Origin of the sequence: Streptomyces sp. NPDC055243, from assembly GCF_044544025.1 — a bacterium.
In the GTDB taxonomy this organism is placed as follows: Bacteria; Actinomycetota; Actinomycetes; order Streptomycetales; family Streptomycetaceae; genus Streptomyces.
Genome location: NZ_JBITWR010000006.1, coordinates 91823 through 110125, shown reverse-complemented (window position 1 = coordinate 110125; position 18303 = coordinate 91823). Strand labels below are relative to the sequence as shown.

At 70.3% G+C, this 18303-nt stretch carries 15 protein-coding genes; 8 read left to right on the top strand and 7 right to left on the bottom strand.

All coding sequences use genetic code 11. The features are described 5' to 3' along the window. Positions 1-62: 62 nt before the first annotated feature. The 3 genes from ACIGXX_RS19145 to ACIGXX_RS19135 form a co-directional block, all read right to left on the bottom strand. Positions 63-857: a GntR family transcriptional regulator gene (locus ACIGXX_RS19145; RefSeq protein WP_351164726.1), complete on the bottom strand. Its 795-nt coding sequence runs from the start codon at positions 855-857 to the stop codon at positions 63-65. An 88-nt stretch (positions 858-945) separates the two neighbouring features. Further along, the gene (locus tag ACIGXX_RS19140; RefSeq protein ID WP_399977061.1) at positions 946-1794 is read right to left on the bottom strand and encodes a hypothetical protein; all 849 of its coding nucleotides are present in this window, start codon (positions 1792-1794) and stop codon (positions 946-948) included. 258 nt (positions 1795-2052) lie between these two features. Beyond that, positions 2053-3252, bottom strand: coding sequence for an ROK family protein (locus ACIGXX_RS19135; protein ID WP_399977058.1), 1200 nt, complete (start codon positions 3250-3252; stop codon positions 2053-2055). A 56-nt stretch (positions 3253-3308) separates the two neighbouring features. On the opposite strand from ACIGXX_RS19135, the gene ACIGXX_RS19130 reads away from it, so the two are divergent. Beyond that, positions 3309-4409, top strand: coding sequence for a Gfo/Idh/MocA family oxidoreductase (locus tag ACIGXX_RS19130; RefSeq protein ID WP_366463807.1), 1101 nt, complete (start codon positions 3309-3311; stop codon positions 4407-4409). Further along, positions 4406-4882, top strand: coding sequence for a heme-degrading domain-containing protein (locus ACIGXX_RS19125; protein WP_383822423.1), 477 nt, complete (start codon positions 4406-4408; stop codon positions 4880-4882). Before ACIGXX_RS19130 ends, ACIGXX_RS19125 begins: the two co-directional genes overlap by 4 nt. 137 nt (positions 4883-5019) lie before the next feature. Here the strand turns inward: ACIGXX_RS19125 and ACIGXX_RS19120 are convergent, their stop codons facing one another. The 4 genes from ACIGXX_RS19120 to ACIGXX_RS19105 form a co-directional block, all read right to left on the bottom strand. Further along, the gene (locus ACIGXX_RS19120; RefSeq protein ID WP_351164730.1) at positions 5020-5877 is read right to left on the bottom strand and encodes a fumarylacetoacetate hydrolase family protein; all 858 of its coding nucleotides are present in this window, start codon (positions 5875-5877) and stop codon (positions 5020-5022) included. Positions 5878-6059: 182 nt separating this feature from the next. Further along, entirely contained in the window at positions 6060-6824 is a 765-nt protein-coding gene (locus ACIGXX_RS19115) for a YidC/Oxa1 family membrane protein insertase (protein WP_399977586.1), read from the bottom strand. 144 nt (positions 6825-6968) lie between these two features. Next, positions 6969-7280: a DUF6412 domain-containing protein gene (locus ACIGXX_RS19110; RefSeq protein WP_351164731.1), complete on the bottom strand. Its 312-nt coding sequence runs from the start codon at positions 7278-7280 to the stop codon at positions 6969-6971. Positions 7281-7477: 197 nt separating this feature from the next. After that, on the bottom strand, positions 7478-8236 hold the full coding sequence (locus tag ACIGXX_RS19105; RefSeq protein WP_399977052.1) for a class E sortase: 759 nt from the start codon (positions 8234-8236) through the stop codon (positions 7478-7480). Positions 8237-8514: 278 nt separating this feature from the next. Between ACIGXX_RS19105 and ACIGXX_RS19100 the strand changes: the two genes are divergently transcribed. The 6 genes from ACIGXX_RS19100 to ACIGXX_RS19075 all read left to right on the top strand — a co-directional run bounded on the left by ACIGXX_RS19100 (position 8515) and on the right by ACIGXX_RS19075 (position 18267). Next, the gene (locus ACIGXX_RS19100; protein ID WP_399977049.1) at positions 8515-9534 is read left to right on the top strand and encodes an SEC-C metal-binding domain-containing protein; all 1020 of its coding nucleotides are present in this window, start codon (positions 8515-8517) and stop codon (positions 9532-9534) included. Between the two features lie 399 nt (positions 9535-9933). Further along, positions 9934-12510, top strand: a complete 2577-nt coding sequence (locus tag ACIGXX_RS19095; RefSeq protein WP_361470818.1) for a Z1 domain-containing protein — start codon at positions 9934-9936, stop codon at positions 12508-12510. Then, positions 12507-13550, top strand: coding sequence for a PD-(D/E)XK motif protein (locus ACIGXX_RS19090; RefSeq protein ID WP_361470816.1), 1044 nt, complete (start codon positions 12507-12509; stop codon positions 13548-13550). The genes ACIGXX_RS19095 and ACIGXX_RS19090 overlap by 4 nt, the downstream gene beginning before the upstream one ends. Beyond that, positions 13547-15502 (top strand): hypothetical protein, encoded by a 1956-nt coding sequence (locus ACIGXX_RS19085; protein WP_399977044.1) that lies wholly within the window; start codon positions 13547-13549, stop codon positions 15500-15502. The genes ACIGXX_RS19090 and ACIGXX_RS19085 overlap by 4 nt, the downstream gene beginning before the upstream one ends. Beyond that, complete coding sequence (locus tag ACIGXX_RS19080) at positions 15499-16395, top strand: hypothetical protein (RefSeq protein WP_399977041.1); 897 nt, start codon at positions 15499-15501, stop codon at positions 16393-16395. The genes ACIGXX_RS19085 and ACIGXX_RS19080 overlap by 4 nt, the downstream gene beginning before the upstream one ends. 3 nt (positions 16396-16398) lie before the next feature. Further along, positions 16399-18267, top strand: a complete 1869-nt coding sequence (locus ACIGXX_RS19075; protein WP_399977038.1) for a DUF6339 family protein — start codon at positions 16399-16401, stop codon at positions 18265-18267. Positions 18268-18303: the final 36 nt, after the last annotated feature.

Here is an 18303-nt window from a genome sequence, read left to right as displayed (position 1 = left end):
CGTTATCCGTCTGAGTCATTCGGATTCGATCGCCGTACGGGGAGGGGAAGTTGCTCTGCCGTTCAGGCGCCGCCGTTGCCCAGGTGCGTGGTGAAGGAGAACCGGTCGCCCCGGTAGAGGGTGCGGACCCGCTCCAGCGGGTGGCCGGACGTGTCCCGCGAGACGCGGTGGATCAGCAGCATGGGGAGCGCGGGAGGGGTGCCGATGAGCAGGGCCTCGCGGGGGGTGGCGAGGACGGTCTCGATGCGTTCGTCGGCGTCGCCGAAGGAGATGGCGAGCCGGTCGCGGAGGTAGGCGTAGAAGGAGGAGTCGGGCTCGAAGTCCCGGTCGAGCGCGGGGACGCGGGCGACGGAGACGTACGTGCTCTCAAGCCCCACCCGCTCGTCGTCGGCGAGCAGCACACGCTCCATGTGCCAGACGGGCTCCCCCTGCCCGACCCCGATCTCGGCGGCGAGGGCTTCGGGGGCGGGGAAGCGGTCGAGGGAGATGAGATGGCGCCCAGGGGTGCGCCCCTGCCTGCGTACGCCTTCGGTGTAGCTCGCGAGGGACAGCGGCTGCTCCAGCTTGGGGCCCGCGACGACGGTGCCGCGCCCCTGCCTGCGCAGCCGTCCTTCGAGCAGCAGCTCACGCAGGGCCTGCCGCACGGTCTCCCGGGCGACTTCGTACCGCACGGCGAGGTCCCGCTCGGTCGGCAGCGTCTGCCCGTCCCCCAACTCCTCTATGAGGTCGGCGATCCGGGCCTTCACCGCGTAGTACTTCGGGATGCGGCCGTGCTCGGGGATGCCGGAGCGGATGGGGGCGCCGGGGGCCTGGTCGAGCAGGTGCGCGGGAGGGTGCGGGGAGTTCGGGTTGTCCACGCAGGGATGTTCGCAGACGTACGTGAACAGGTGGGTGAACGGAGGGTGCGGGGCGGCGGCTCGGCGGGTGCGGTGTCCTGTCGGGGGCTCAGCGCCTTCGCGCGGCCCGCAGCCGCCGGGTCCCCACGACGAGGGCCCAGCCCCCGGCGAACAGCGCACCGGCGACGGCGCTGACGCCGAGCAGGGCGCGGGGTCCTGTGGCGGCGAGTTCATCGGCGTACGAGGACCCGCCGGCGTCGAGACGCTCGCGCCCTCCACTGCTGGTGCCGCCATCGGCCTCCTGCCGGTCGCGCACCCCGTCCTCCCTCACGTCAGGTCCGCTCTCGTCCCTGCGGTCACCGCCGATGTCGCCCCCGGGGTCGATGCCGAAGGGGTAGTCGTCGGACTCGCCCACCCAGTCGCCGTCGTCGACGCGGCGCTGGACGACGGCGGCGGAGATGACGGCTCGCTCGGAGCGGGCCTCGGAGGTGAAGGAGAGCCGCACCTTGACGGTGCGGGTCTTCCCTGCCCTGACCTTGAACCCGGGGAAACCGTCGTCGAAGACGCCGACGTTCTCGTCCTGGTCGGTCCGCTCGAACTCCACGGGATGCCAGCGCTTGCCGGCGCGGAACTCCAGCTGGATCTGCCGGGGCCGCAGCTCGCGCTCCTTGTCGACGATGACGACGACGGGGTGGATGTTGCCGCAGGTGCCGCGGGTGGTGTTGGCCAGCTCGACGGACCAGCTCCGGTAGCCGCCACCGGCCTCGTAGCCGGGCGGCCCGCCTACGATCCGCGTCCCGATGGGAAAACCTTGCCCGTTGGGAGCGGAACAGATGGGGGGCTGCGCGGCATACGGCCGCTGCACGGACCCGGCCGCTGGAGCCGCCCCGATCGCCCCGGTCGCGAGGGCGGCGGCAACGGCGGTGACACCGGGGGCGAGAGAGCGGCGGAGTCGCATGAAGGGCCTTTGCTGTACGCGGACGGGAGCGGGGGCCGTCAGAAGACTGTCGAGACCTGTCGAACGAAGGCCACACACACTGGCCACGGACGGCGACCTTGCCACGCCCCTAAAACCCCACACCCCCGCCACAACGGCGTACGGCCGACTGCCCCGCGTAAGTCCCCCTATCAGCCGACTTTCGTTTAATTGCGATTGCAGGGGGCGAGGCTGACCCCGGCGGCCGGGACCGCTAGTGGCTCCACTCGACCGCAGCCCCTACCCCCGCCCCGTCGGAAACGCCACGTCCGCCCTGCCGAAGAGCGGGGCCAGCAGGAGTTGGGCGGCACCCTCCGCCACGCCTCTGTCGCCTCCGGGGGCCACAGCGACCGGGATCTCTCTGTCTCCGCCGCCCCGCCGGGCGCGTTCCGTGACGACCTCGCCCACCCCTCGTACGAAGCGCTCCTCGTCCGCGAGGACCGCTCGGCCGCCGAGGAGTACGAGGTCGATGTCGAGCAGGCTGACCAAATTGCCCGCACCCGCCCCGAGCACCCGCGCCGCCTCCTCCAGGTCGCCCCGCGCGACCGCCGCCAGGCACAGCGCCTCGATGCAGCCCCGGTCTCCGCAGCCGCACTCCGGGCCGTCCAGCTGGATCACCTGGTGGCCGAACTCGCCGGCCCCCGTGCGCGCCCCTCGGTAGAGGCCTCCGCCCAGGACCAGCCCCGCACCGAGACCCGTGCCCAGGTGCAGATACGCGAAGGAGTCCGCCACCCCGCCCAGCGCGAGGCCCAGCGCAGCCGCGTTCGTGTCCTTGTCCACCACCACCGGCATCCCCAGGCGCCCCGCGAACGCGTCCCGCAGCGGGAAGCCGTCCCACGCGGGGAAACCGGTCACGCGGTGCAGTACTCCGTCGGCGTGGTCGAGCGGGCCCGGGAGCGCGACCCCGACACCGAGCAGCCCCGCATCCCCAGGGGCCCGCTCCTCTTGGACCAGCTCCCGCACCACCCCCGCCGCCGCGTCCACCACGGCCTCCGCGCCGTCCCCGAACTCCAGCGGCGCCCGCCGTTCCGCGACCACATGGCCCGTCAGGTCGGCAAGGACCGCCGTCAGTTCGTCGCGGTCCAGGTGGAGGCCGACCGCATGGCCCGCGTCGGGGACCAGGCGCAGCAGCGTCCGCGGCTTGCCGCCCGTGGACGCCCGGCGGCCCGCCTCCGCCGCAAGACCCTCCGTACGCAGGCGCGCCGTGATCTTGCTGACGGCCTGCGGAGTGAGCCCCGTGCGCTCGGCCAGTTCGAGGCGGCTTATGCCGGCCTCGCCCGCCGTGCGCAGCAGGTCGAGCACGAGGGCGGCGTTGTGCCCGCGCAGCGCCGGCAGGTTCACTCCGGCGGCACCCGTCCTGCCGCCGCTTCCCCTGCCGCCGTTCCCTCTGCCACCGGCGCCGCTGCCGCCGCCCGCCCTCGCCGTATCAGTGCTGTTCACACCCCCATTGTCGCCCGCGCTTGCGCTTTGGCAACACCGTTGCTTAAGTGGAACGCATGACTGGTACCGGCTCCACAGGGTCCACAGGGTCCCCTCTTCGCGTAGCCCTCATCGGATACGGCCTCGCGGGCTCCGTCTTCCACGCCCCGCTGATCGCCGCCACCGAGGGCCTCGTCCTCGACACGGTCGTCACCTCGAACCCCGAGCGGCAGGCCCAGGCCCGCGCCGAGTTCGGTGACGCCCTGCGCTTCGCCGCGTCGGCGGACGACCTCTGGGCCCGCGCGGACGAGCTCGACCTGGTGGTGATCGCCTCCCCGAACAAGACGCACGTCTCGCTCACGACCGCCGCCCTCAAGGCGGGCCTCCCGGTCGTCGTGGACAAGCCGATCGCGGGCACCGCCGCCGAGGCGCGCGAGCTCGCCGCGCTCGCCGACGACCGCGGCCTGCTCCTCTCCGTCTTCCAGAACCGCCGCTGGGACAACGACTTCCGCACCCTCCAGAAGCTCATCGCCGAGGGCGAACTCGGCGACGTATGGCGCTTCGAGTCCCGCTTCGAGCGGTGGCGCCCGCAGCCCAAGGGCGGCTGGCGCGAGTCCGGGAACCCCGAAGAGATCGGAGGTCTGCTCTACGACCTCGGGTCCCACGTCGTCGACCAGGCGCTCGTGCTCTTCGGCCCCGCCCAGACCGTGTACGCCGAGTCCGACGTCCGTCGCCCCGGCGCCGAGGCCGACGACGACACCTTCATCGCGATCACGCACCGGGGCGGCGTCCGCTCCCACCTGTACGTGAGCGCCACCACCGCCCAGCTCGGCCCGCGCTTCCGCGCGCTCGGCTCGGCGGCGGGCTATGTGAAGTACGGCCTCGACCCGCAGGAGGCCGCACTCCGCGACGGCAAGCGGCCCGCCGGCGAGGACGGTTGGGGCGAGGAGCTCGAGTGCATGTGGGGCCGGGTCGGCTCCGGCGAGTCCCCGCTGACCGGTGGCGGCAACCCTGTCAGGACGCTGCCGGGCGACTACCCCGCGTACTACGCGGCCGTGGCCGCCGCGATCCGCGGCACCGGCCGGAACCCCGTCTCCGCGTACGAGGCCGCGTCGGCCCTCGACGTCCTGGAGGCGGCTCGCCGCTCGGCCCGCGACGGTGTGACGGTGGTCGTATGACGAGCCCCACGCCGACGGGCCCGCCCACGGTCGAGGAGCTGGAGACCCAGGAACTGCGCCTGGTGCTCCCCCACTTCACGTACGAGGACGCCTGGGCGCTCGGCACCCTCCTGGTCGACCTGGCCCGCGAGCGCCAGGCCCCGGTGGCCATCGACATCACCCGGGGCGGCCAGCAGCTCTTCCACGCGGCCCTGCCGGGCTCGACGCCGGACAACGACGCCTGGATCGCCCGCAAGCGCCGCGTCGTCGAACGCTACGGCTGCTCGTCGTTCCTGGTCGGCACGCGTTTCCGCGCCAAGGGAACGACCTTCGAGGAGTCCTCGCGCCTGGACCCGGACGTGTACGCGGCGCACGGCGGCGCGTTCCCGATCGCGGTGCGGGGCGCGGGCGTGATCGGCACGGTGGTCGTCTCCGGACTCCCGCAGGCGGCGGACCACGCGCTGGTGGTGGAGGCGCTGGAGCGGTTCGTGTAGGGCCGCGGGGTGCGCCCCGTCAGGGGCGCGGGGAACTGCGCGCCCAGCCACGACGCACCCGCAGGTGGAGTCGGCGATGGCCCCAGCCGACTCCACCCCGGGGCACCAAGAATCCGCCGCGCCCCCGCCCCGAAGGGCTACGCGTCCTTCAGCTCCTGGCGCTGCTTGCCCAGCCCCTCGATCTCCAGCTCCACCACATCACCGGCCCGCAGGTACGGCTTCGGCTCGGCGTGCCCCATGGCCACCCCCGCCGGCGTACCGGTGTTGATGACGTCACCCGGGTACAGCGTCATGAACTGGCTGACGTAGCGCACCACTTCGGCCACCGGGAAGATCTGCTGGGCCGTGGTCCCGTCCTGCTTCAGCTCTCCGTTGACCCAGAGCTTCAGGGACAGGTCCTGCGGGTCGCCGACCTCGTCCGTCGTCACCAGCCACGGGCCCAGCGGGTTGAACGTCTCGCAGTTCTTGCCCTTGTCCCACGTGCCGCCGCGCTCGATCTGGAACTCCCGCTCCGACACGTCGTGCGACACCGCGTACCCGGCGATGTGCGCGAGCGCCTGCTCGTGGGACTCCAGGTAGCGCGCGGTGCGCCCGATGACGATCGCGAGCTCGACCTCCCAGTCGGTCTTGACCGACTTGCGCGGCACCAGGACCGTGTCGTTCGGGCCGACCACCGTGTCCGCCGCCTTGAAGAAGATGACGGGCTCGGCGGGCGGCGTGGCCCCGGTCTCCTGCGCGTGGTCGTGGTAGTTCAGCCCGATGCACACGACCTTGCCGATCCGGCCGACCGGCGGCCCGACCCGCAGCCCCGCCGCGTCGAGCGCGGGCAGCTCGCCCGCCTCGGCGGCGGACCTGATCAGGTCGAGGGCTGCCGTGTCGGCGAGCAGCGCACCGTCGATGTCCGTGACGGTCCCTGAAAGGTCCCGCAGCGTGCCTTCGGCATCGAGCAGCGCCGGGCGCTCGGCCCCCGCCGTACCGACTCGCAGCAGCTTCATGGTCAATCTCCCTTGGTCGAGCGCGCCCACTCACCTCCGACGATCGCGTGGCCCGGATCGGGGCTCCCCTGCTCTCGAGCAGAGTCGAGAGCTCGCGAAAGGGTTGCGGCCATCGTCGGAGGATTGGCCGATCCTCCAAGGTCGCCGTCCATCCCGCAAGACCCTGTTCACAGACCGGACCGTTACTGGGCGGTAGCCAGCGCTCCGGCGCCGTACGGCATGTCGCGGTACAGAACGGCACGCTCGACCGCGCTCCAGGTCGTGCTGGTGACCACGTACAGCGCGGCGGCGAGCGGCACGAAGGCGACGGTGAACAGCGTCATGAACGACATGAACTGCATGACCTTGGTCATCGCGCCCATGCCGGGCATCTGCTGGCCGTCGGCGCCGCCGCTCACGGGCGCCGCCGCCATCTGCAGCTTCGTACGCCGATAGTTGAAGGTCGCGACGGCGGCCACGATCACGAAGAGGCCGAGATAGACGAGCCCCTGCGCCCCGAAGACCCCGCCGTCGGCGAGCGCGTCGGCCCAGCGCCCGCCGAGGGGCGCCTCGAAGAGCTTGTGACCGAGCAGCGCGTTGGCCTCGCCGCCGATGCTGGAGTTGGAGAACAGGTGGTAGAGCAGGAAGAACGCCGGGAGCTGGAAGAGGCTGGGCAGGCACCCGGAGAGCGGCGAGACCTTCTCCGCGGCGTGCAGCTCAAGGACTGCCTTCTGCAGCTTCTCGGGGTTCTTTCCGTGCTTCTTGCGCAACTCGGCGATCTGCGGCGACAGCTTGGCGCGCGCCTTCTGGCCACGGGCCGACGCCCGCGACAGGGGATGGACGAGGAGTCGTACGCACGCCGTGAACAGGACGATGGCGGCGGCCATCGCGGAGGCATGGAAGAGCGGTTCGAGCAGATCGGCGAGGGAGCCGACCAGATCGGCGAAAAGCGACATGAATCCGGACAGGAAATCGAACATGGAGAGGCCCTCCGTGGGGCTCGTCGTGCCGAGGAAAAGAGGTGAGGGAGCTGGTGCGCTGGTGTGCGCTGAGGCTCTTTTCGGCGTGACGGCCCGCGAGGGGACTCGGTGGATCGGTAGAGGTGCTGTTCCCTACGCGGCCGTCATGACGAGACGGCCCGGTGCTCGGGGGCGCCTGCGCCCGGAGGCGTCGGGATCGCGCTGCGGCAGGAACGCCGTGCGCTTCTCGCGGTCGCGGATGGCCGTACGCACCCGAGTACGGGGCACGGCGGGCGCGCAACGCGCGGCGATCAGGGAGCAGACGGCGAGCGCGGAGCCCGCGGCGGCGGTCGCGGCGAGCGCGACGGCGGCGGTGAGGCTGCTCGCGTCGAGGAGGACGACCTCGACGAGGAGGAAGAGGAGAAGGCCGGTGGGACGAAGAGCGGCTTTCCAGCTACGGATCACGTCCTGCACTTCCGGGTCCCCCCTCTCCTGGCTCGGTTCTCCTGGCTCATTGACGCAGCAACGTATCGAACGTATCGAACCTCATGTCGCCTACCGCCCGTTATACAGGATCGGCCCCGCCGGCCGTAGAGGGCGTCCTGCCCCGCCCTGCCCCGCCCCGCCTCGCCCTACCGCGCCCTACCGCGCCCTACCGGGGCCTACCGGGGCCGCATGGACTGCAGCTTCCCCCACACGATGAGCCGGTACTTGGAGGTGTACTCGGGGGTGCAGGTGGTGAGGGTGATGTAGTACCCGGGAGCGCTGTATCCGCGCCCGGCCTTCACGAGGCTGCGGGGTACGGGGCGGATGACGCCGCTGTCGCGGGCCGAGGTCTGGGCGAGGGTCTTGTCGACGACGTACGTGTAGACGGCCTTCTTGGTCTCGACGACGAGCCGGTCCCCGTCCCCGAGCCGGTCGATGCGGCGGAAGGGCTCGCCGTGGGTGTTGCGATGCCCGGCGAGAGCGAAGTTCCCGCCTTCCCCGGGCTGGGCTGTGCGCGGGTAGTGCCCGACGTACCCCTTGTTGAGTACGCCGCTCTTGCTGATGCCCTCGGCGACGGGGACGCGGATTCCGATGCGGGGAATGCGGAGGACCGCGTAGGCCTGGTCCCAGTCGGGGGTGGGGGCGGGTTTCTGGCGGCGGGTGAAGGCGTGACCGGGGGCTTCACCGGAGTCGGGGACGGCGTCAGGCGGGGGCTCGTCGGCGACGTCGGCACCGGCATCGGACGAGCCGGAGGGTGCATCCCCCCGGTCCCCCCGGTCCCTCCGCTCCCCCCGCTCCCCCCACTCCCGCTCAAGGGCTTCGACCTTGCGCTCGGCGCCTTCGCGGGCCTGCCGGTTGGTCCACCAGAGCTGATGGGCGACGAGAAGCAGCAGGACGAGCCCGCAGGTGACGGCGGCTTCGGCGGCCCCCCACACGAGCCGAGCGCCTCTCCCCCGCCCCGCCCCACGCCGACGCCCCTGCACAACAACAGGAACCCGCTCCACCCGTCCCCGTCCCCGTCCTCGTTCCCGCACCCGCACCCGCATGCGCACCCGGCACCTCCCGTCCCAAGAGGGCGGCAGGCTAAGCCCAAGCCCGCCAACAAGCCATGGCGCCCACAGCGGATTGAGCCGCCCGAACCTCGAAAGTGTGCCGCCCTGATCTGCACGGCAACCCTGCTGTAACGCCCCCACTCGGCAGTACGGTGTCCCGTATGCGCCCCGACACGCCTGCCGATCACATCGCCGAAGCCGAGCGCCTGGAGCGGACCGCCGGCTTGTACCCCGAGGACACCGAGCACCTGCTGCTCCAGGCCGCGGCCAACCTGGAGCTGGCGGGTGAGCGCGACCGCGCGACCACGCTCTACGACCGCCTACTGGCCCCGGACGCCCCCCACCCGGCGTCGGCCCCGACCCTCATCCGAGCCCTCAAGGCCTCGAACCTCTGGGAGTACGGCCACGAGGCGGAGGCAAGGGCGATCATCGACGGAGTACGGGCGGCGGCACCTCGCGACCCGGCGCCGTGGGTGATCGTGGCGGAGTCGCTGGAAGCGCACGACGAACTGACCCAAGCGCAGGAAACCTTCACCCAGGCCCTGGAGCTCCTGCTCCCGCCCGGCGGCTCCGGCGGCGCCCCGTCGTACGAACAACGCCCACTGCTGTTCGGCCGCCACAGGGTGCGCCGCTTGCTGGGAGCGGAACACGACGCGTGGGACGCGATGGCGGACGAGGTGTCAACATCCCCCGTCCCCCTGGACGAACTGCACGACCCGAAGCGAATCTGGTCCCTGGGCTCGGACAACCCGGCGGAACTCCGCGCGGAAATCTCCCGCATCCAGGCGGAGTTGGGCTCGTACAGGGAGGCCCTGTCCCGCCCCTTCCCGGTGGCGGTCCTGCACTGGCCGTCACCGGAACTGGAGGAACTCCTGACGGCGTACCCCTCGCTGGAATCCGAATACCCCTCCCACGAGGCGCACTTGTCGACCATAGAGTCGTCACTAAGGGAACTGTCGGCCTCCGGCACCCCGAACTTGGGCATCGTCACGGGCACGGTCCCGTCCTACGAGGCCTTCGCAGCCTCGGAGGGTGCCCAGCCAACGGACGTGTCCTTGCTCCCCCAGTACGCAACGACACTGGCGGCGCGGGGCCGGGCTGTGGGGTGGCCGCCGGAGGCGGGGGCGGCTTGTTGGTGCGGGTCGGGCACCCCATACGGCGATTGCCACGGAAGGCCGTAACGGCGCGACGCGTCACCGAGGGCCCCGGCTGAGGACCTGTTGGCACCTTTAGCCAGGGCCTCACCACCCTTTTCGCACTCGCACCCCATATGAAACGCCTGTGCGATATCGTTAAAGAGGAACCTTTAGAACTGCAGAGCCGTTGCTGCCTGCTTCCGTGGATAGAGCCCCACGCTCCCGGGGAACACGACAGCATGCTTGATGCGCCCACCGCCGACCGGCGCTACGACGACGCCACCCGCGGTGCACAGCCCCACCGGTGAGCCCGGTCAGTTCGCACCCCGAATGACTGCTCGGCGTGCATTTTTGCGGACTCTGGAATTCACGGGACCACCAACTGCGGTGAACCGGCAAGAAATCGGGGTACCGGCGCCACGCTCGGCCCGGCAAGGAGAACAAGTGAGCAGCGAACTCGACCAGATATACGGCGTCTTCCGCGATCTCCTCGACACCAGCACGCCCGCGGAAGCGGTGAAGAAGCTGGAGATCCTGGGGGTCGACGCAGAGCGGATCCAGCGCATCCGTGAGCGCCACGAACAGAAGCTGCTCGCGATCAAAGAGATGGAGGAACCACGGGTAGCCGTCAACGGCAACCGGGAGACCTGGTACACCGGACCGCGCGAGAACGACCGTGCATGGCCCGCGATCCAGCGTGAGCTGGAGAAGTCGGGCTGGGGAAAGGGCGCGATCGAAGATCTCGATGGCGCGTCCACGCGTGTCGTCTCACTGCTCAACCACCCCAAGGAACCCGAGTTCTCCACACGCGGGTTGGTTGTCGGCTACGTGCAGTCCGGCAAGACCACCAACTTCACCTCGGTGATGGCGAAGGCGGCCGACCGCGGCTACAAGCTCTTCATCGTGCTCGCCGGCATCCACAACGGCCTGCGCCGTCAGACCCAGGCCCGCCTCGCCCAACAGCTTGTGGAGTCGAATCCGACGGGGTGGTCCCAACTCACCGGTCTCGACCGTGACTTCGTACCGATGGAGAATGCCGCGTCCTTCTTCGGCGGCAGCAACCGCACCCACGTGCTGTGTGTGGTGAAGAAGAACGCCAAGGTACTCCGCAAGTTCGCCCGTTGGCTGGAGTCGGCCTCCGACTACCTGCAGCAGGCCCCCGCCCTGGTGATCGACGATGAGGCCGACCAGGCCAGCGTCGCCACCCCATCGATCAACCCGCTGATCCTCCGGATTCTCGACACCTTGCCGAAGGCTGCGTACGTCGGATACACCGCGACCCCCTTCGCCAATGTCCTTATCGACCCGGCGGCGAAAGACCTGTACCCGAGCGACTTCATCGTCAACCTGCCGCAGCCAAAGGGACACTTCGGTACGGAGGTCCTGTTCGGCAGGTACGCCCTCGACGGCGAGGACCCCGAGGACGTCGATGACGGGTACGACATGATCCGCAGGGTCCCCGGTGAGGACGTCCCTCTGGTCACTCCTGCGACAAGGGCGGACGCCGACGGCTTCACGCCCGAGATCACCGACACCCTCGAAGACGCCATCCATTACTTCTGGCTCACCACCGCCGCTCGCCGGGCTCGTGGCACCGGCAACAAGCACGCCACCATGCTGATCCACACCAGCATGCGCATCCAGGTCCACAACAGCTTCCGAGAGCCCCTCAAGAGGCTCCGCGCACACACCCTGGACCACCTGAACGATCCTGACGCCCTACAGCGACTGCGCACGCTCTGGGACGACGAGACCAAACGGGTGCCGGCCGAGGACTTCCGGGAGACCAAGGTCCCCTTCGAGACGCTGTTGGAAGAGCTGCCGGGCGTCATCGGCGACTGCCGGATCATCATGGACAACTCCGACAGTGAGGACACCCTCGACTACGACAACGGCCCGGTGGTCGCCATCGCCGTCGGCGGCAACAAGTTTTCCCGAGGCCTGACCCTGGAAGGCCTCGCCGTCACCTACTTCGTCCGCGCCGCCTCCGCGTACGACACCCTGCTCCAGATGGGTCGCTGGTTCGGCTTCCGGAACGGGTACGCCGACCTCCCGCGCGTGTGGATGACGGACGAACTCCACTCCGCCTTCCGGCATCTGGCCACCGTCGAGGCGGACATGCGTCGCGACATCGACGTGTACCTCCATGAGAACGAGACCCCACAGACGTTCGCGGTCCGCCTGCGCACCCACCCGGTGCTGCGGGTGACGGCGGCGGCCAAGATGCAGTCCGCGATCAGGGCCAGCGCGGCGTACGGCGGTCGCCGCATCCAGACCCGCTACTTCCACACGGCCACTGACTGGCTGCTCGACAACCAAGAAGCTGCCCGCGAGCTGGTGCGTCGCGCCGTCAGCCAGGCCGTCACGCAGCACTCGCGCCCCGAGGAAGGCCGTCATATCCTGCACGGGGTTCCGCACACCGACGTGCTCGACTTTCTGGGCCGGTACCGCTTCCACGAGAGCTCCCAGGAGTGCGACGCCGAACTGATCTCCGCATATGTCCAGCGCCGCGTCCAAAGGGGTTCACTCCTGCGCTGGAACGTCGCGATCATCGGCAACCGTGCGGGCACCACGGACACGGACTTCACCTTCGCCCCGGACGTCACCGTCGGCCGCATCACCCGTGCCCGACTGCGCAACCTCAAGGGAGAAGCGGACTTCGCGGACATCAAGACCCTGATGAGCCGGGCCGACGCTGCCGTGGACCTGAAGGACGTCCCTCGTGGCCTGGCGGAGGACGAGATCAAGCGGGAGCGCCGCGAGCAGCTCCCGGACAACGGTCTCCTCGTGCTGTACCCGATCGACAAGGACTCTCGCCCCTCCGAGCGCCGCAAGAAGTTCCGTGAGCCGCTCGGCGCCGAGGACCATGTGATCGGCGTCGGGCTGGTCTTTCCGGAACCCCGGCAGGACAGCGAGGTCGGCTGGGACGGCAGCTATATCTCGGCGGACCTCTCCGGCATTCGGCTGGAGGACAACGACGACGAGGACCTTCGCACTCTCGAAGGCGAGGACTCGGCGTGAGTGACGTATTCCGGCGGGCCCTGGAGGAGAGTTGGCGGAATCTCCTTCTCTCTCCCGTGTCTGCGGACAATCGGCTCCGCACCGCGCCCCTGCCGGTCAGCACGTCACGCGGCCCGGTCCTCGCGGCCATCGATCGCGAGGGCCATCGCCATCTGCTGGTCCCCATCGCAGGGAATCAGCACGTCCGGGAGATCCGCGACGGCCAGGTCCTTCACCTGCGCAAGCGCCCCCTTGAGGACGCGGAGGTCTACCAGCACTACGCCGACCTCGGCTGCCTGCGGCACGACCTCGACGACGTGTTCACCGGGCTCGGCGAAAACGTCCTGCGGGAGATCGCGCAGCTCGGCGGGGACGAGCAGACGCCCGCCTCCTCCCAGACGCTCAAAGCTCTGCACCGGGTCCTGGACCGTTGGCGGGCCCTGTTCCGTACGCACGGCGCGCTGCTGGGTCCCGTGCAACTCGCAGGTCTCTACGGCGAACTACACATACTGCTCCGACTCCTCGCCGAGAACCCCAGCGCCCACCGGCTGTGGACTGGGCCGAACGGTTGCCCGCACGACTTCACCTCTGGGACCGACGCCGTCGAGGTCAAGACCACCACCGGGGACGCGCTGCGCGTACGCGTCCACGGCCTGCGGCAATTGGAGCCACCGGAGGGCGGCTCCCTCCAGCTCGCCTGTCTGCGCGTCGAGCGCGTCCCCGAGGGCGGCGAGGGGGCGAGCGTCGTGGACCTGGTGGAGCGGGCACTGCGGCTGTGCGACGACGAGAGCACGCTGCTCGGTCGCCTCGCCGAGGCCGGCTATCACACCGTCGACACGGAGCGTTACCGCACGACCCGATTCCTCGTGCGTGAGGAGCGCTGGTACGCGGTGGTCGCGGGCTTCCCCCGCCTCACGGCGGCCGATCTCGCCGTCGCCGAGGTGCCCGGCAACGTGACCGACGTCGAGTACACGGTGGATCTCTCCGTGTCCCCGCCCAGCCCTCTCCCGATGACCCGGGTGGAGAAACATCTGGCCGCCATGCTCGGGGAGAGCAAGTGACAGACGCGCGCATCGAACCGCAGTGGTACTCCCAGCCGTATCCGCCGGAAGGCGCGAGCGCGGCCGAGGGCATCCGCAACCAGCTCGGCCGCCCCGAGTTGGACCTGCTCACCATCCTCGTGCGAGAGGCCGCCCAGAACAGTTGGGACGCCAGGGACCCGCGGCAGGACGGACCGGTCCGCTTCGGCATCGACCTGGGGTATGTCGGTCCCGCGTCTGCCGACTCCTGGCGCAGGCTCCTGTTGAACGGCGCTCCGTCGAACGACCATCTGGCCTTGCGCAGGGCACTTCGCGCGGGCATCCGAATCATGACGATCTCCGATCGGGGCACGAACGGCCTTGGCGGCCCCACCCGCGCCCACGAGATCCCCAAGGGTCGTCAGGACTTCGTCGCCTTCGTACGAAACGTCGGAGAGCCCCGCGACACCAGACTCGGCGGCGGCACGTACGGCTTCGGCAAAGCAATCTTCTACCTCCTCTCCAGCCTCGGGACGGTGCTCGTGCACACCCGCTGCCGCAACGAGCGGGGAGACCTGGAGACCCGCCTGATCGGCTGCGCCCTGTGGCACAGCTATCGAGACAGGGACCTTCAGGGCGACGAGCGGCGTTACACCGGCCGGCACTGGTGGGGTGACGCTTCCGGAGACGTGATCGACCCCCTCGTCGGCGCCGCTGCGGAGGAGACAGCCCGCCAGCTGGGCCTCACGCCCTTCGGCGCGGAGGAGGCCGGTACGAGCGTCGTCGTCCTCGATCCTCAACTCGACGGCCTGGAGCCGAAGGAAGCCGCTGCCTATCTCGCCGAGACCGTGGCCTGGCACCTGTGGCCCAAGATGCTGGAGCGGGCCGACGGCTCGTCGGCCATGCAGTTCTCCGTCACCTGCGAAGGGCGCGACTTCCCCGTCCCGGATCCGCGCACCACGTCCCCACTCAACCTCTTCGTGGACGCCTACCGCCAGTTGGTCACCGACGAGGGCCGAACGTTGTCGTGTCAGAAGCCCATCAGGGAGTTGGGGCGGTTGGGGCTCGTCCAGCGTCCGGTCATTCCCCTCGAGCCTTCCCCCGCCGCCCGACGGGCCATGGAGATGGTGCAGGTCGAACGGTCCCTGCACCACGTGGCGCTGATGCGCCCCGCGGAGCTGGTGGTCACCTACTGGCCGGGGCGCGAGACCGGCGCCGAACTCCTCTCGTACGCAGGCGTCTTCCGCGCCACGGACCAGATGGACGCCACCTACGCCGAAGCCGAACCCCCGACACACGACGCCTGGAACCACCACCGCCTGGAGGGCCACGACCGGACCTTCGTCCGCACCACGTTCACCCGTCTCAAGGAGGCGGTCGACGAGCTGCTCCAGCTGGGCGGAACGTCCCGAGAGGGCTCGGCGAACGTGGCACTGGGCGCAGCCAGCGCCCGCTTCTCCCCGCTGGTGGGCGGCGCCTGGGGAACCGGGGGCGCCACGGACTACGGCACCCACTCCACGGGCCGGGCCACAGCAGCGCCGGACGACGACGAGGAACATCCCGACCCGCGCCCCCGTTCAGGCGCGCGACGGAGGGGCCGCGGCCAGGGCACTGCCGCCGCCTCGCCCCCGGAGGTCGACACCGGCCGTGCCCCCCGCCCACGCGTGAAGTACTCGGGCGAGACCACGTACGAAGAGCGCTTCGGGCACTCGGTCCTCGTGCAGGCGTTCACCCTCCCCGCTCCGGTCGTGCAGCGTGTTCGGGTCGAACTGGCCGTGGCTCTCCCCGGCACCGGCAATCGCGAGACCGACCCTCCTGCGGGCGCCGCGATGCCCGGCCTCGTCGGCTGGGAGGACCCCACCGGCACGCTCCACGCCTCGCCGACCTATGTCATCGAGGGCGGCGACGACACCGTCTGGCGCGCCGTTGTCCGTCCGGCCCCGGACACCATCACGGAGATCACCGTGAAGACCCAGGCGGTGAGCGCGTCGTGAGCAGACTCGCCCTCCCCTACCGATCGCCCGCCACATCCTGTGTCCGGGCCGAGCCGTGGCAGCTCGTCCTCGACGGCGCCACCATCGCTCTCCCGGAGTCTCTCGACTTCTGGGACTACCGCATGGACGTCGAGGTGAGCCGCACCGTGCACGTCGATCTGCCGACGGCCCGCGCGGGAGCAGGCCTCAATGACGGCGCGGTGCTCACCCTCGCGGCCATCTGGACCGCCTCCGGCTCCAATCTCCGAGGCCCCGTGCAACGGGTTCCGCTCACCGGTGACGACGTGTGCACCGTGGACCTTCACGCCGTCCTGGCGGGAGCCCAACTCGGGGGCGTGCTCTCCTTGGAGACAGTGCTCGTCCTCGCCCGTGCGGCTGGGGGAGCTGCCCCCTTCGCTCCACGCCGCGCCGGGTCGCTGCTCTGGGAAGACACCGCGGCGCTGCGTCTTCAGGGCGATGCGCCTCTCTTCCCCATGACGGTGATCGACTTCGCCCACACCTCGTTCCGGGACGGCGCGGCCTGGCACCTGCAACTCGGATCGGATCTGAACGCCGCTGCCATGGGCTCCATGCTTCTCCTCGTCAACGAGAAGGCCGATGAGGTCTCCGCCGCCTTCGCCCACGCGGCCAGACCCGGCCCGGTGGATCGCGTCGTCCTCTCGATGGTGTACTCCGACTGCGCCCGGATCATGATGGAACATGCCCTGCTCAAGGAGGAGTTCCTCGACGAAGCGGACTTCCCCGAGGACTCGCTGGGAGCGACCCTGGTCAACCTCTTCCACCAGCTCTTTGCGGGCCGCACGATCCAGGACCTTCGGCAGCTCCGACAGAACTCACCGAGCCTTTTCGCCTCTGAACTCCAGGCCGCGACACGCATCCTCCAGGAGGCATGACCCATGGCTCTCCTCTACCCCCGCCTCCTCGCCGGACAGGCCAAACCGCTCCACCAGCGGTACAAGGAGATGCCACCCCACGACTTGGCCGAACACGTCGCGTACCGCCATGAGTCCGCGGTCTACGTCGCCACCGGCGGCGACAGGATCACGGAGGCACAACTGCGCGACCTGCGGGCCCGCGTCCTGGAGACCGCCGCTCGTGCGGGCTTCCCCGACGAGTCCTCTCGTACGGCACGGGCCCGCTTCGATCTCGAACTGGCCGCGCTCCTGCACAGCAAGATGGACCTGATGCCGGCCGAAGCAGCGTCCGGCGACGTCTGGGCCTTTCTCGCGCTGACCCTGCTTCCCGACATCGCATACTGGCGCTATCCCCGCCCACCCGGCGACCGTGTGGTGGCCAGCGACCTGACCCGGCACGTCTTCGGCCGCCTGTGGTGGCGGGCGCACCTCGTCCGTGACCCCGTGGCTCCGGAGCCATACGCGGCGCTCGACATCCTCGGAGAGGCTGCCTTCGACCAGATCTACGCCCGCCGCAAGTCCCTCGGCGGCAGCCCGCATCTCGTACGCAACATCCTGCACGCCTGGGCGGCCGTCGACCTGCAGGGTCTCGCGGAGCGCGACGTTCTGAGGGACTTCCTCAAGCGGCTCCTCAGGCTCGCTCCCTTCGTCATCTTCGAGGCCTTGGACGACACCGAGCTACAGGCCGAACTACGGTCCGTGGCCGAGGAGTCCGTGGCCGCATTGAGGCCCGACGAAGCGCAGCAGGCCCTTTCGGAACCCCCACCCACGCACGCGATCTCGCCGGGTCCGGTAGAGAGACCCGAGTTCGGGCCGATCCGGGCCCCACGGCCTGCGGCAGCGCCCGCGCCGACATCCCCCGCCCGTCGGCTGGCCTCCCTCGAGCTGTGCGCCGGCGCCGGAGGCCTCGCACTTGGCCTGGAATACGCGGGCTTCGACCCCGTCCTTCTGATCGACAACCGTCCCGTCGCCCTCGACACCCTGCGCCTCAACCGACCCGACTGGCGCCTCCACGAGGAAGACCTGAGCACCATGAATCCTGCGTCACTGGCCCAGGAACCGACCCTGCTGGGACTTGACCTGATCTCCGGTGGTCTGCCGCGCGTGAAGGCAGCGGCCGCCGTCTCCCGCGAACGTGGCAATGACCACGAGCTGTCGGTCTTCCGTGCCACCCTCGATCTCACCCGGGCCCTGCGCCCCCGCGCCCTCCTGATCGAGAACGTACCGGATCTGATCACGAGCGAGATGTACCGGCCACTCCGGGACCACGTACAACAGGAGCTGTCCGCGAGCGGCTACGCCCCGCTCTGGTTCGTCCTCAATGCCGCCCGCTACGGCGTGCCCCAGGAACGTAAGCAGGGCATTCTCCTCGCCTTCGCGAGCCCGGGGGCGGCCGAGGCATTCCGGATTCCGCCGCCCTCCCCCGAACCCCCGATCACCGTCGGTCAGGCGCTCGGCCCGACCATGGCCGCCCGTGGCTGGCCCGGAGCCGCCCAGTGGGCGGCACAGGCCACCGAGGTCGCCCCCACGCTCGTCGGCGGTTCCTGGGAACGCGGCGGTGCCGACCTGGGCCCGACCGGCTCCAAGCGGGCCTGGGCTCGCATCGGCGTGGACGGCGGCACGGTCGCGAACGAAGTGCCGGACCCCGACTTCGAGTGGAACCCGGCCCTCGGACGCGAAGGCATGATGGCGCTCACCGTCGAGCAGGCTGCCCTGCTGCAGGGCTTCCCCAAGGATTGGGCCTTCGCGGGACGCAAGACCGCCCGCTACCGCCAGGTCGGCCATGCCTCCCCGCCTCCGGTGGGAGAGGCGCTGGGGCGTGCGATCCACGCCGCGCTGTCGGCCACGTGACGTCGTGGCCCTCCACCGGCTCCCCCGACCTCCTCC

Coding starts and splice junctions, on each gene's coding strand:
- ACIGXX_RS19120 (WP_351164730.1), bottom strand. CDS start 5,877: ATGAAGCTGCTGCGAGTCGGTACGGCGGGGGCCGAGCGCCCGGCGCTG.
- ACIGXX_RS19100 (WP_399977049.1), top strand. CDS start 8,515: ATGCGCCCCGACACGCCTGCCGATCACATCGCCGAAGCCGAGCGCCTG.
- ACIGXX_RS19140 (WP_399977061.1), bottom strand. CDS start 1,794: ATGCGACTCCGCCGCTCTCTCGCCCCCGGTGTCACCGCCGTTGCCGCC.
- ACIGXX_RS19125 (WP_383822423.1), top strand. CDS start 4,406: ATGACGAGCCCCACGCCGACGGGCCCGCCCACGGTCGAGGAGCTGGAG.
- ACIGXX_RS19130 (WP_366463807.1), top strand. CDS start 3,309: ATGACTGGTACCGGCTCCACAGGGTCCACAGGGTCCCCTCTTCGCGTA.
- ACIGXX_RS19075 (WP_399977038.1), top strand. CDS start 16,399: ATGGCTCTCCTCTACCCCCGCCTCCTCGCCGGACAGGCCAAACCGCTC.